At 34.6% G+C, this 13036-nt stretch carries 14 protein-coding genes; all 14 read left to right on the top strand.

The window, feature by feature from the left end:
* The first annotated feature begins 60 nt into the window (after positions 1-60).
* The 14 genes from ESY88_RS05335 to ESY88_RS05270 all read left to right on the top strand — a co-directional run bounded on the left by ESY88_RS05335 (position 61) and on the right by ESY88_RS05270 (position 13022).
* Positions 61-396 carry a DUF6326 family protein gene (locus ESY88_RS05335; protein ID WP_223270732.1) on the top strand — a complete coding sequence of 112 codons (336 nt, stop codon included), beginning with the start codon at positions 61-63 and terminating at the stop codon, positions 394-396.
* Positions 397-472: 76 nt separating this feature from the next.
* Positions 473-1195 carry a DUF4386 domain-containing protein gene (locus tag ESY88_RS05330; protein ID WP_147085600.1) on the top strand — a complete coding sequence of 241 codons (723 nt, stop codon included), beginning with the start codon at positions 473-475 and terminating at the stop codon, positions 1193-1195.
* A gap of 227 nt (positions 1196-1422) precedes the next feature.
* Positions 1423-1623 carry a hypothetical protein gene (locus ESY88_RS05325; RefSeq protein WP_147085599.1) on the top strand — a complete coding sequence of 67 codons (201 nt, stop codon included), beginning with the start codon at positions 1423-1425 and terminating at the stop codon, positions 1621-1623.
* Between the two features lie 117 nt (positions 1624-1740).
* Positions 1741-2349, top strand: coding sequence for a hypothetical protein (locus ESY88_RS05320; RefSeq protein ID WP_147085598.1), 609 nt, complete (start codon positions 1741-1743; stop codon positions 2347-2349).
* Positions 2350-2801: 452 nt separating this feature from the next.
* Positions 2802-4025: an alpha/beta hydrolase-fold protein gene (locus ESY88_RS05315; RefSeq protein ID WP_147085597.1), complete on the top strand. Its 1224-nt coding sequence runs from the start codon at positions 2802-2804 to the stop codon at positions 4023-4025.
* A gap of 975 nt (positions 4026-5000) precedes the next feature.
* Positions 5001-5345: a single-stranded DNA-binding protein gene (locus tag ESY88_RS05310; RefSeq protein WP_026813265.1), complete on the top strand. Its 345-nt coding sequence runs from the start codon at positions 5001-5003 to the stop codon at positions 5343-5345.
* A 122-nt stretch (positions 5346-5467) separates the two neighbouring features.
* Positions 5468-5851 (top strand): DUF6876 family protein, encoded by a 384-nt coding sequence (locus ESY88_RS05305; protein WP_147085596.1) that lies wholly within the window; start codon positions 5468-5470, stop codon positions 5849-5851.
* Positions 5852-5862: 11 nt separating this feature from the next.
* Positions 5863-6060, top strand: a complete 198-nt coding sequence (locus ESY88_RS05300; protein WP_147085595.1) for a hypothetical protein — start codon at positions 5863-5865, stop codon at positions 6058-6060.
* A gap of 430 nt (positions 6061-6490) precedes the next feature.
* Entirely contained in the window at positions 6491-6889 is a 399-nt protein-coding gene (locus ESY88_RS05295; RefSeq protein ID WP_147085594.1) for a BfmA/BtgA family mobilization protein, read from the top strand.
* Between the two features lie 38 nt (positions 6890-6927).
* Positions 6928-7959: a MobB family relaxase gene (gene mobB, locus ESY88_RS05290; RefSeq protein WP_147085593.1), complete on the top strand. Its 1032-nt coding sequence runs from the start codon at positions 6928-6930 to the stop codon at positions 7957-7959.
* A 5-nt stretch (positions 7960-7964) separates the two neighbouring features.
* Positions 7965-9545, top strand: coding sequence for a type IV secretory system conjugative DNA transfer family protein (locus ESY88_RS05285; protein ID WP_147085592.1), 1581 nt, complete (start codon positions 7965-7967; stop codon positions 9543-9545).
* Positions 9546-9681: 136 nt separating this feature from the next.
* Complete coding sequence (locus ESY88_RS05280; protein WP_147085591.1) at positions 9682-10074, top strand: hypothetical protein; 393 nt, start codon at positions 9682-9684, stop codon at positions 10072-10074.
* 179 nt (positions 10075-10253) lie between these two features.
* Positions 10254-10583: a hypothetical protein gene (locus tag ESY88_RS05275; RefSeq protein WP_147085590.1), complete on the top strand. Its 330-nt coding sequence runs from the start codon at positions 10254-10256 to the stop codon at positions 10581-10583.
* A 39-nt stretch (positions 10584-10622) separates the two neighbouring features.
* Positions 10623-13022, top strand: a complete 2400-nt coding sequence (locus tag ESY88_RS05270) for a TonB-dependent receptor (RefSeq protein ID WP_147085589.1) — start codon at positions 10623-10625, stop codon at positions 13020-13022.
* The last annotated feature ends 14 nt before the right edge of the window (positions 13023-13036 follow it).

Here is a 13036-nt window from a genome sequence, read left to right as displayed (position 1 = left end):
GTGAAAAAACCACGTCTATATAATTAATAGACCAAGTTCAATTTAATAACCAACCAAAGGATGTTAGAAAACCCAAAAATAAACATTAAAATCAAGCTTGCTGCGTTGTGGGCTTCCGTAACGTTCTGCTACTTATATGGCGACTATTTTGAGCTCTACACACCAAATAAAGTAAACAGCTTAGTTACTGGCGATAATATAATGGACAGTCCCACCACCTTATTAATAGCATCAATAATTTTGGCGATTCCATCGGTTATGGTTGCAGCTTCAATTATCCTGAAACCGAAAATAAACCGGATTCTCAATATCTTATTTGGAATAGTATTTACTATAATGATGGTCGCAATAGGAATAATATCAACTGATGAATGGTATCTATTTTATGTATTTTAGCGTTTTTAGAAAGCATTATTACCGCATTAATTGTTTGGTATGCTTGGAAATGGCCTAAAGAAAAAACTATTCAATAATGGAAGAAATATCAAGAAATAAAAAAGCAAGACTTGCTGGAATATTGTATTTATTACTCGTAATCTCTGGATTTATTTACCTTGTCTATATACCATTGGAGTTAATTGATTTAAATAATGCAGCAAAGACTTTGGAAAATATTCAAAGTTCAGAACTCTTATTTAGACTTGGCATTGTTACCGCAATTTGCTCTTCTCTTATTTTTATGTTATTACCATTGGCGCTTTATAGCCTTCTAAAAAGTGTAAATAAAGTTTCCGCAAAATTTATGGTACTGTTTGCATTAATAAGTATACCAATTTCGTTTATAAACATCTTAAATAAATTTTCTGTATTAACCTTAATCAATAAATCAGAATACGCAGAAAAACTTGGACAAACAGAATTGCAAACCCAAGTAATACTATATCTTGAAAATTATAATAATGGAGTTCAATTATCACAAGTATTTTGGGGACTTTGGCTCTTACCCTTTGGCTATTTGGTCTATAAATCTGGCTTTCTTCCAAAAATTTTAGGCATATTCTTAATGGCAGGTTGCTTTGGTTACTTGATTACATTCTTTGGTGGTTTCTTATATCCAGACTTCAACAAAACAATTGTCTCTGATATCGTTGGGTTTCCAGCACCAATTGGAGAAATCGGAATTTGTTTGTGGCTTCTAATTATGGGAACTAATAAGTTGAACATAAGAAGAAAACCTTTGATTGACAATAGATAATTTAATATTTATAAAATATACATTTAACTACCATACAAACAACTGAATTACAACAAAGAACAAGCTGACATTTTTATTGATAATTCTATTTTTTGGAGTTATTTCCAATGGGTTGAAAACTATTTGATGGGAATGAAAAATATGAAACAAAATAGGGATTAAGAAATTCAAAACACGGTTTTTGTTGGTATTCGGCTGACTATAAAGGAAATAAAATTAATTATGGAATGGGTTATGGAGGACAGGTCATAATTTTGATTCCAGATAAGGAACTAATTATCGTTACAACGCATAATCACGACACACCAATTGGAATTGAGCAACAAATAAAATTTTTAAAAGAAAAATTACCAAAAACTCTTAGAAGAATATGTGAGTTTATAAAATACAATAATATTCAAAATCCAATGATTTTCTTAATGTATTAAAGCTAAAAATAATCATTAGTTTCAAGTCCTAAAAATAATGAATTCAAACAGTTTTTAGATATCACAATACAAATTACAATTTTTTACACGGTTCAAATAATCATAAAATCGGCTTAAATGAAACAAATACATCTCTGGTTTTTTAGTATATATTTCTTGATTTTTATGGTTCATCAAAATTATGGGCAAGATATTCAAATGGAAATTGGATTAGCAATTGGTAAAGTTAATGGCAAGGGTCACAATTTAGGGAAAGGTGAAATCCATTTTAATATTTTAAAGACTTATAAATTTGGACAGATAGGATTAGACTTTTCTAATGGAGGGAATTTTATTCCTGGCACTAGGGCTATAGAAGAGGATAATATAGAAACGCTTTCTTCTTCAGACTCAAAATTTGGAGCAATTGCAATATTATTCAGACTAAAAATTAAGAAACATTTCTTTATTGAACCGAGATTTGGATATGCATCATTGTATTCTTTTGTAAACACTGTGGATAGAAACAGTATATCTCAAGATAATATTACAGCTGGCTTAGGAGTTGGAAGTAAAATTAATAGGTTTACAATTTCGTTACGATATCAGTATTTTGGAACAACGGATAATTATGAAGGGTTTAGAAACTCTACACTGATTAAATCAAATTCGGAAACTTTAGAAATAATATTCTTAAGAATGTCTTATAGTTTTGGTTTGGATAAGCTATTTAAAAGCAAGGGGTAAAACAAATAGGCTGTTTTTAAGATAATTTTAGAAAATAATCTTAAGAATATGTTCTGATGTTAGAACGAGAATATTATCTTAAAAACGGAACCACCCATTTGTAAAAAATCTATATTTTAAGAAAAGAGCTTCGCTACAAAACTTCTTGGACACAATCCCCAAGTTTGACTTTCCATTCCGTTAACCCTTCCCGATACTCTGGGAAGGAACACTTCATTCCCGAGCAAAAATTGTAAATTAAGTCTTCTCACTAATTTTAAGAAATGAATTTTGCTAAAAGTTGCCTTATCCTTATTTTTTTAGAGGGATAACATTATATTTATAGTGTATATAACAAGTTAGAGACAATTTAAAAAAAACCACCCAAGTTCAAAACAGAAAAGTCAGGAGTAATTTTTAATGTTGTGGTTTAACCAAAATGAATATACTAAAACTAAAACCTTACCAAAGAAATGAGAAAGTCTAAAATTGTAATTACTATCATCACGGTTTTCCTATGTTTCAAAGGGATAGCACAATTCAATCAAAATGATGAAAAGCAAATAGTAATCGGAAAAGTTGATAGTTTATATTCAAAAATACTACAAGAACAAAGAGAAATTTGGGTACATATACCTGAAGACTTTGACAACACTAAACAATATCCTGTTATTTACGTATTGGATGCATCTCAAAATTTCTATGTTATTACTGGAATGTTAAAACAACTATTACCTTGGCAAATACCTAATTCTATTGTAGTTGGCATTATAAATACAGATAGAACAAGAGATTTTACACATACTAATGTTCCTTTTCAGCGCGGACACGAATCCGAAACTTCTGGAGGTGCCAGTAATTTTATAAAGTTTATAGATGAAGAGTTAAAACCATTTATAAATAACAAGTATCCAACCGAAAATAACAGTACCATTATCGGCCATTCAACAGGTGGTTTATTTGTACTTTATTCATTCTTACATCACGAAAATTCTTTTGATAATTATTTGGCAATAGACCCAAGCCTTTGGTGGGACAAAGAAAATTTAGTTAAAGAAACTCAAGAACTACTAAATAAAGGAAACCGAAAAGAAAAATCATTATATGTAGCAGTAGCTAATAGTATTGGTAAGGCAATGGATACAGTAAAAGTTAGAAAAGACAAAACTGAACCAACCGAACAGATTAGAGCTAATTTAAAGTTTCACGACCTATTAGTGAAAAATAATAAAGAGCTTAATTTTAAATGGGAATACTTTAATAACGAAGACCACGGAAGCGTTGTTATACCAGCCCAATATAATGGATTAAGGTCTATTTTTTCTTGGTTTCCATTCCCGGAAATGTGGCGTTTTAATACACCAAAAGAATTTACTAGTAAGCAATTGACAGAACCATTTCAAACGCATTATAAAAAACTAAGCATTCGTATGAAACGTGAAGTAAAACCTGATTGGGAATTACTAAATCAAGTTGGGTTCTTTATGCTGGACGGACATAATCTTCCTAAAAAAGCATTAGCGTATTTAGAATTGAATGCCGAATTCTACCCTAATCAATCAAAAAGTTTTGTTGCTTTAGGAAATTATTATTTATCTCAAAAAAACAAATCAGAAGCAATTAAACACTATAAAAAAGCTGTAGAAATGGATGATAATCAAGAGGCTCAAACTAAACTAAAAGAAATAGACGAGTAAAAAAATTGTCTCTAACAAGTGATATAAATAATTACATTATCCTTTCCATAACCCATTCAGCCCATTCCCCTGCATTCCGCAGAAAAAGCTTCATTTCGGGAAAAGCGCTTCATTATATGAGGTCTTGGACACAATTTAAAAGACTACGATTTCCATTGCGCTGAACCTGCCAGAAAAATGGCAGAATCGCTTCATTCCCAATCTACATCTTTCAAATCAAGTCCGCTTTAAATACTACGGAATAGAATAATACACTTTCATAATACGGTCAGCACATTCCCCTACATTTCACGCTTTCTGCTGAAAAAGCAGAAACCACTACATTCCGTGAAAAGAGCTTCACTACAAACATCTTGGACACAATCCCCAATTTCAGCTTTCCATTTCGTTAAACCTTCCCGCTGCGCTGGGAAGGAACACTTCATTCCCGAGCCAAAATCGTGAATTAAGTCCGCTTTTTCATCGGAAAGGCATCGCCTCGATTTTCTTAACGGAATTTTCGGCGCGGTCTTCTTGAGCCCTTACTCGAAAATGCCTAAAAAACGAACCGCTGCCTTGCACATTTTAAGGGGTTTATAATGGATAAAGCCTTTGTTGTTTTTCGGTACAGCGAAAAACAGGCACGACATAACCACTTCTAATTTAAACCCAGCTGCTTATTTCGCTTAACTGTCGGTACGCTCAAACGCAACTGCGTTTAAAAGAATTGCTAATGCCCTTATGGAACTTGTCAAGACTATACAAGTTTTAGTGAAAAATAAGGTTTCTACTTCCTTGAAATCCGCCGAAAAAGGCGGATTTACTACGTCGCAAACACACCTGATTTGTTCCCTAAAAGTCTGGACAAAACCCACTCTATCCATTGTGCGGTGCACAGAAGAAAAGAACAAACACCCCTTAAAATTCAATTCAGTTTAAATCAAAAAGGGGAAATATAAACCAGTCTGTAACAAAGCAGACACAAATCTTTTTATTATGAGTACTATAAAAAATCACGTACAGTTAATTGGAAACGTTGGACAAGAGCCAACCATTACGAACCTTGAAAGCGGAAAGAAAGTCGCCCGATTTTCTTTAGCAACAAATGAGTATTATAAGGACAAAGAAGGCAACAAGCAAACAGATACTAATTGGCATACCGTAGTAGCTTGGGGAAAGACTGCCGAAATTGTAGAAAAGTATGTCGTTAAAGGCAAAGAAGTTGGAATATCGGGAAAACTTAAAACCCGAAGTTATACAAATGATGATAACGAACAACGCTATGTTACCGAAGTGGTGGCAGATGAAATTTTATTACTTGGAAGCAAAGACGACAAGTAAATCTTAAAAATGAAAGAGGGCGTTCCTCTCGAAAGTTGCGCCCTCTTTTTCATTATTCACACTTTAAATAATATGTACAATGAAATCGAAGATTCACGATTTCAATTTAAAAATATAAAATTATGAGTAAAGCACAAGTTAACGAAATTAAGGAAGGATTGCAACATTTTCACGGAACGGAAATGTTCTATCAAATCCCATTATTAAGAACTCGTTTTACAGACGGATTGAAATATTTATCAGAAGTAGCAGAATGTTTTTGGCTCATTACAGATACCTCGGTAATTGCAAAAAGTCTGATGAACAGAAGCGAATTTGTAACCATAGACTTTAAAAGATTGCCCAAAGAAAAACAAGATTATTCTGGTTATGAAGCCGAGATAATTTACAGCGATGGCAACGATAATATTCTGGAAAAACACGGGTATCGAGCGACAGATTTTCCACTCGATGAACTGCGGTTATTTTTTGTAAATGACACGCTGATGTTACCAAGCGAATACTAAATTTTGAAGTTATGATTTATATAAAATTTCAAGATTTGAGTATGGAAAAACAAGAGGAACTTTTACAAGTTTCAAGAGAACACGTTACACATCTTTTTGGGGATTCCATAAAAAAGTATGTTGAAGAAACTGGGGCAAATTATGAAAATTTAATAGACGAAGAAATGATTAAAAACCTATATAATTACAACTTCGTTTTTAACATCTAATTTCCTAAAGTTAGTTTTAGCACCTCTAAATTTTAGAGGTGTTTATTATATGCTAATTCATCTCATATCAATAAAAAAACGTATCTTTATTTCGCTGGAAATACAGCACACAAATTAAAGTAGGGTTATCCACTTTTCGACTTTCGCCGATAACCGTACACATCGAAAAATAACATATCGGAAAATTATTTTCCTAAAATGGCAATCGGTTTTTTAACCGGATTGTATGGAATTTTGTCACGCTTGCGCGTGACGAAAAGGAATAGCAAGAGGGTAACACGCTGCGCGATGTTTCGGATTCCTTTTCGTTTTCAAATAGCTGATTATCAGCGATTTGAATATATTTTAATTTCCTGACAATCAACGATTTGCGACAAACGGGCTGGAAACGCCCATTTTTAGGGACGGTTTTGCGACAAATCGGCGAAATATGGACTCATTTATCGGAATTAGATTCAAAAAGGAAACTGCAAAACGTTTCCAGACTTTCTCACGTACTTACTTTAAATCGCACACCGAGGCAATGGTAACGATGCTCGATTTTTTCTTCTACAATGAGATTTCCCCAAAAGAAAAATTAGGACCAACAGGGCGAACTATCGAAGCTAAACTTTTGAAAAGAATTAATGCAGTTATCGCCATAATGAGGGACGTTGAAAAGACACAAACTAAACCTACGGTAGCGATGATTCAATCACTTTTTGAAACCGAAGAGCCAACTAAAAAACCGCTCATTGTAGAAAAGAAATATGCAGAAGAAAAGAAAGAAGTACGCTTTCGCGAAATCGAGTCTGCGAGATTCACGACCAAAGGGAGAGCGAAGCGGTAAAAGCAAAATCCAAACAATCAACTATAAATATTTTAAGGATGTATATCACAATCACAGCTCAAAAATTAGGCGGTAATTATAGCCAAAGTTCAGCGGATTTTGTAGGCTATTTAGAGAAAGAAAATGAAGGCTTAGAACAACGAGATATGGAACATTTTTTCAATCAATATGGCGATGAAACTTCTGCTGAAAAAGTGGTCAAAGAAATCGATGGAAACACCGCAAAACTGAAAAAGAAAGAACCCAAATTTTATTCCATTACGGTCAGTCCATCCAAGTATGAATTAAAACGATTACAGAACAGTCGTGATGATTTGAAAACCTATACTCGTGAGCTAATGAAAGATTATGTGGCATCCTTCAATCGGGAAATTAATGGACGACCCATAACAATTGATGACATTAAATATTATGCAAAAATTGAACATCAGAGAACCTTTAAAGGAACAGATTTTCAAATAAAAGAAAACCAACCTATCGCTACAAAAATATTGCAACTCAAAACCGATATCCGAAATATTCAAGAAGGGCGAGCTGAAGGGAATATTAAAAAGATGGAAAAAGAAATTGCCAAATTGGAACGCCAAGCACCACATCAACAAAATGGAAAACGGATAGTTCAAGGAATGGCAAAAGACGGAAACCAAAGTCACATTCATATTATCGTGAGTAGAAAAGATGCTTCAAATTCCGTCAGTCTTTCCCCAGGAAGTAAACACAAAGCTTCGGAAGTTGAGATGCACGGCAAAAAAGTAAAACGTGGTTTTGACCGAGATAAATTTTTTGACAAAGCAGAAAAGACTTTTGATAAAACTTTTGGCTACAAACGCAACTTTGCCGAGACCTATAAAGCACGAAAAGATTTTGTGAAAAATCCCAATCTCTACTTTGCTGCCTTGATGAAATTACCAGCCAACGAAAAAGCATTGGCATTCAAAATGATTACAAAAACGGGATTACCAGTCATCCCAAGTATTCCAGTAAGTCAGGCGCAAATTGCACTTCGAGTTTTCAAGAGATTAAGACGTGGTGCTGAAATTGCCATAAAATCAAGTTCCATCGGAATCTAAATAGTATGCAAATAGACAATCTTATAACGATACTTTCAATTATTGGTCTGGCCAGTACTGTTTTCTATGCAATGTTTCGGGTAAGCAGATATGCTTTTCTTCTGAATATTTTATTGCTTTCAATTCTTGTATTCTATGTTTCCGAAGGAAATGAATTAATAAAATTATTGCTCTATTTAGTTTGCCCTCTACTATTAATTAATACAGGATTGTATGTTTTTCTGCATAAAACCGAACAAGCACAAAATGGCGAAAGTAAATATCAAGTCAATTTTGCAACAACCAAAGGAAATTTCAAATTAGATAATATCAAGCGTGGTGCATCCATCATCGGTTCTGCGGGAAGTGGTAAGACTGAAAGTGTGGTTTATGGTTTTCTGAAACACTTCCAAAAAGAAAACTTCTGCGGAATCATTCACGATTACAAAGATTTTGAATTAACCGAAATGGCATATCCACTTTTTAAGGATAGCAATATTCCGTTTAAGGTCATATCCTTCGATAAAATCATTCATAGGGTAAATCCTATTGCACCACGCTATTTAGAGAACGAGGAAAGCGTAAACGAGGTTTCACGAGTGTTAATTGAAAACCTTTTAGAGCAAAGAGAAAGCGGAACAACCGGCACAACAAAATTTTTCAACGATGCAGCTGAAGGTTTGATTGGTGGCTTGATTTGGAAATTGAAAACGACCTATCCACAATTCTGTACCCTTCCGCATTTGATTGCCATTTATCAATATCTGGACACGGATAGTCTAATTCAATTTTTAGAAACTAATAAAACATCACGAGCGATGGCAGATGCTTTTATTAGCGGAAAAGATTCTGATAGACAGACCGCAGGTGTTAAAAGCACCTTGGCAAATGCGCTCAAACGAATTAGCACACAGCGTATTTTTATGGCATTGTCCGCAGACGAAGTGCCACTAAATATAAATAGTCCAGAAAATCCTTGTGTGATTTCGATTGTAAATAATCCAAAATTTGAAACTTCGTATTCGCCGGTTATAGCCACAATCATCCATACAATTACAAAGCAAATGAGCGTTCGGAATAGCGAACCTTCATTTTTATTAATGGAAGAAGCGCCAACCATCCGTTTATTGAATATGCATCGTATTCCTGCAACATTAAGGAGTTATAATATATCTACAATCTACGTGATGCAAGACAAAATTCAGAACGATATGATGTATGGCGACAAGGCAAGTAAAGCCATTTTAAGTAACCTATCCTATCAATTCTTCGGAAAAGTTAACGACCCAGATACCGCCAAATATTACGAACGTTTTTTTGAAATTATCAAAGACCCAACAAAAAGTATAAGTCGTGGCCACAATCTTGATTTTGATACTCGAATTACGACTGGAGAGAAAGAGATTCCAAAAATTAGAGCGGATGTGTTTTTCCGTTTGAAGCAAGGCGAGTTTATTACGTATGCAGATGGTAAAGATAAAAAGGTGCAGTTTAAATTATCAAAAATTCAAAGAGAGCTTCCAAAAGAATCCAACCAATTTTCGCCAGATGATTTAGCTGCTAATTTTGAGCGGGTTTATGATGAGGCGAGGTCGATTTTTAAGTAAGTAATATTAAACACACAAACCAAATTTATTTCTTAATCCTTTGAAATATTGGCAGATAAAATTATATTTATTGTTAATACAACAAGTTGTAAATAATTTAAGCAGCCCTTATTAGTTGAACTTACAAAGCATAATTATGAAAAATTTAAAATTTATCGGAATTTTTTTACTCTTCGGAATCTGCTTCTCTTGTAGCGATAATGATGAATTGACACAAGAACAAGAAGAACAAAACCTAATTCAAATGTTCTCTGAAATTGAAAGCTCAGCAAGGAGTGTAAATTGTAATGATTCATCTGAATGGGATTTTACTAGCTATGGAAGTAAAAATTGTGGCGGTTTCGGTCCAGTTGGATTTATAGCCTACTCAATAAATATTGACACGCAACTTTTTCTTGAAAAAATAGAAAAGCACAAGAGGGCGCAACAAAGATTTAATGAAAAATGGGAAATAATAAGCGATTGTTCTCTTGCATCCACACCAATTAGTATAATATGTGAAGATGGAAGTCCTGTTTTTGCATATTAAAAGTCGAATTTAATATATACAAACACGATATGTGCCCCTTACAATTTGAAATTTAGTCCTTGCTCAAATCTTCACATAGAAGAACTTGAAACAAGAAAATTAAAACCAATAATACTTCTTACACTATTTTTAACATATTTCCCCAATATTTCATTACTTTTGCACTTTCTAAGCAAACAATGGATAATACAAAACAGATTGGTAAAAATATAGCGGCATTTTTGCTCTTAGTAGCTTTAATGTTTCCTACTGCCATTCAGCTATTACATAGTTGCGAAGGTCACGAACATATTGCTTATGAAGGCAGTAGCTCACAGATTCATCAAGAGGTTTCAGATTGCCATATTTGTGATTTTCACTTGGCTTCTTTCAACTACGATATATCAGAATATCCTAATTTTCACCTTCCAATTATACCTGTAAAGATTGAAACAGACTTATCTTCCTTACAGTTACATTCCTTTATAACAACCAATACACAGCTACGCGCACCACCTACATTTTCTTAATAAACAAACACTAATTTATTATGTTAATTAAGAATTTATATGCGCACATATGCATTTTTGATACTGCTATTATGCAGTATATCATCTATATCACAAAATTGTGACAATACACTTTCTGGAACGGTAACAGACCTTCACGATGGGTCTTTACTTGTAGGAGCAATACTTATTGTTGCGGGTTCTGAAAAAGCTGTACAGACAGACATCAACGGAAAATTTACCATTTCAAATCTTTGCAACGACACCTATTCCATACAGGTATCGCATCCCTATTGCTTGGCCAAAGGTTTTACCGTTAAAATAGCTGGCAACACGACCAAGAACTTTAAGTTGGAACACCATTTGGAAGAATTGAACCAAGTTACCGTTGAAGGGAAAGCCTTCAGCAACAAGTCTAAAACAATTCTTGAAAACACAATTTCAAAGGAAGAATTAGAACGTTTTAGTAGCGGGACGCTCGGCGATGCGCTAAACAGTTTGAGCGGCGTTTCTTCCCTCAATACTGGGAATACCGTTATCAAACCTTTAATTAATGGACTGCACAGCAGTCGTGTAGTTATCATAAATAATGGCGTTCGGATGGAAGACCAAGAATGGGGAGCAGAACACGCCCCAAATGTGGATATCAATTCGGTTGGCAACCTGACTTTGATAAAAGGAGCAGGTGCATTGCAATACAGCGGAGATGCATTAGGAGGAGTCATTATTGCTGAAGCTTCAAAAGTTCCCGTTAAAGATAGCCTCTACGGTAAGACCTTATTTACGGCAGCATCAAATGGGCGTGGCTCGTCAATCACTTCCCAATTGACCAAAAGCTATCAAAGCGGTTGGTATGGAACGGTACAGGGAACATTGAAACGTTTTGGCGATTTTGAAGCACCCGATTATGTATTGAGCAATACAGGCATTTTTGAGCGCAATGCTTCTTTGCTATTTGGGTTTAATCATTTTGATTATGGCATTGAGGGGTATTATTCATTTTTTAAAAATGAAATTGGCATTTTAAGAGCATCCCACCTGGGAGGTGCACAAGACCAAATTCGAGCAATAAATAGCGATAGACCTCTAATTATTAATGATTTTACTTACGACATCGACGCGCCCAAACAAGATGTCACGCATCATCTCGCCCGAATAAAAGGTTTCAAAAGGTTTGACAGCTTCGGAAAATTGAGCCTACAATATGATTTTCAACGAAACAACCGTTTGGAATTCGATATTAGACGTGGAGACGACAGGGATAAAGCTTCGTTAGATTTAGAGCTGGACACCCACACCCTATTGCTTGATTTGGATTCTGATTTAACAGACGAAATAAACCTAAAGACGGGTTTAATGGCACGATACCAAAACAACTTTGCAGACCCAAATACCGGAGTGCGTAGATTAATACCCGATTATGATAAATATGATTTGGGCATCTATGCCATAGCCGATTACCGATGGAACGATAATTTGCTTTTAGAAGCGGGTGGACGTTTTGATTACACCTATATGGACGCTTTTAAGTTCTATCGCACCTCTTTTTGGGAGTCCCGCAATTATGATGAACTCTTTCCCGAAATTGTCGTTGAGGAACTGGCTAATCAAATTTTGACGAATCCACAGCTCAATTTTTATAACGCCTCGGCAACTTTGGGAGCAACCTACGATTTTGATGATGAATATAAATTGTTTTTCAATTATTCATTGGCGTCACGAGCACCAAACCCTTCCGAACTTTTTAGCGAAGGTCTACACCATTCCGCTTCTCGTATCGAGCTGGGCGATTTGAGGTTCAATTCAGAAATAGGACATAAAATAGCATTGACTTTTCAACGAGATAATGATGTGTTTGGCTTTTCAATTAATCCATACATAAATACCATTAACGATTTTATCATTATCGAACCTACCGAAATCCAGCAAACGGTAAGAGGTAATTTTCAAGTTTGGGAATACAGGCAAACCAATGCACAACTATTAGGAGTAGATGTGGATGCTTCTTACGCTTTCGCGAAAGCGTTCCGTTTCAATCACCAGTTTTCATTTATAAAGGGCTATGACCGTACAAGGGATGAACCTCTGATAAGCATACCAGCTATAAATACAAAGAATGAGGTTGTATATCAAAATCCAGATTTAAAAAACCTACGGTTGGCATTGCAGAGTGAATACGTATTTCGCCAGAACGAATTTCCCGATAACAATTTTGAAGTGTTTATTCCACAGACAGAAACAATGGAAACTGTTGATGTAAGCACACCGCCTGATGCGTACCATTTGCTCAACTTTAATTCGAGCATAGACTTTAACATAAACAAGAAATCAAAACTAACGGTAGGTTTTAGTGTCGCTAATTTATTTGATACTTCCTACCGAAATTACCTAAACCGTCTGCGCTATTATGCGGATGATTTGGGCAGAAACTTTTTATTAAACCTTAAAATCAATTATTAATTATTAAAATCAGA

The sequence above is a fragment of the Subsaximicrobium wynnwilliamsii genome, from assembly GCF_007997225.1.
Classification (GTDB): domain Bacteria; phylum Bacteroidota; class Bacteroidia; order Flavobacteriales; family Flavobacteriaceae; genus Psychroserpens; species Psychroserpens wynnwilliamsii.
Note: the sequence above shows the minus strand (reverse complement) of the source record. Positions and strands in the feature narration are given on the sequence as shown.

What these genes read in the sequence shown, in the direction of transcription:
- ESY88_RS05335 (WP_223270732.1), top strand. Translation starts at nt 61, where the DNA reads ATGTTAGAAAACCCAAAAATAAACATTAAAATCAAGCTTGCTGCGTTG.
- ESY88_RS05330 (WP_147085600.1), top strand. Translation starts at nt 473, where the DNA reads ATGGAAGAAATATCAAGAAATAAAAAAGCAAGACTTGCTGGAATATTG.
- ESY88_RS05325 (WP_147085599.1), top strand. Translation starts at nt 1,423, where the DNA reads ATGGGTTATGGAGGACAGGTCATAATTTTGATTCCAGATAAGGAACTA.
- ESY88_RS05320 (WP_147085598.1), top strand. Translation starts at nt 1,741, where the DNA reads ATGAAACAAATACATCTCTGGTTTTTTAGTATATATTTCTTGATTTTT.
- ESY88_RS05315 (WP_147085597.1), top strand. Translation starts at nt 2,802, where the DNA reads ATGAGAAAGTCTAAAATTGTAATTACTATCATCACGGTTTTCCTATGT.
- ESY88_RS05310 (WP_026813265.1), top strand. Translation starts at nt 5,001, where the DNA reads ATGAGTACTATAAAAAATCACGTACAGTTAATTGGAAACGTTGGACAA.
- ESY88_RS05305 (WP_147085596.1), top strand. Translation starts at nt 5,468, where the DNA reads ATGAGTAAAGCACAAGTTAACGAAATTAAGGAAGGATTGCAACATTTT.
- ESY88_RS05300 (WP_147085595.1), top strand. Translation starts at nt 5,863, where the DNA reads ATGATTTATATAAAATTTCAAGATTTGAGTATGGAAAAACAAGAGGAA.
- ESY88_RS05295 (WP_147085594.1), top strand. Translation starts at nt 6,491, where the DNA reads ATGGACTCATTTATCGGAATTAGATTCAAAAAGGAAACTGCAAAACGT.
- mobB (WP_147085593.1), top strand. Translation starts at nt 6,928, where the DNA reads ATGTATATCACAATCACAGCTCAAAAATTAGGCGGTAATTATAGCCAA.
- ESY88_RS05285 (WP_147085592.1), top strand. Translation starts at nt 7,965, where the DNA reads ATGCAAATAGACAATCTTATAACGATACTTTCAATTATTGGTCTGGCC.
- ESY88_RS05280 (WP_147085591.1), top strand. Translation starts at nt 9,682, where the DNA reads ATGAAAAATTTAAAATTTATCGGAATTTTTTTACTCTTCGGAATCTGC.
- ESY88_RS05275 (WP_147085590.1), top strand. Translation starts at nt 10,254, where the DNA reads ATGGATAATACAAAACAGATTGGTAAAAATATAGCGGCATTTTTGCTC.
- ESY88_RS05270 (WP_147085589.1), top strand. Translation starts at nt 10,623, where the DNA reads ATGCGCACATATGCATTTTTGATACTGCTATTATGCAGTATATCATCT.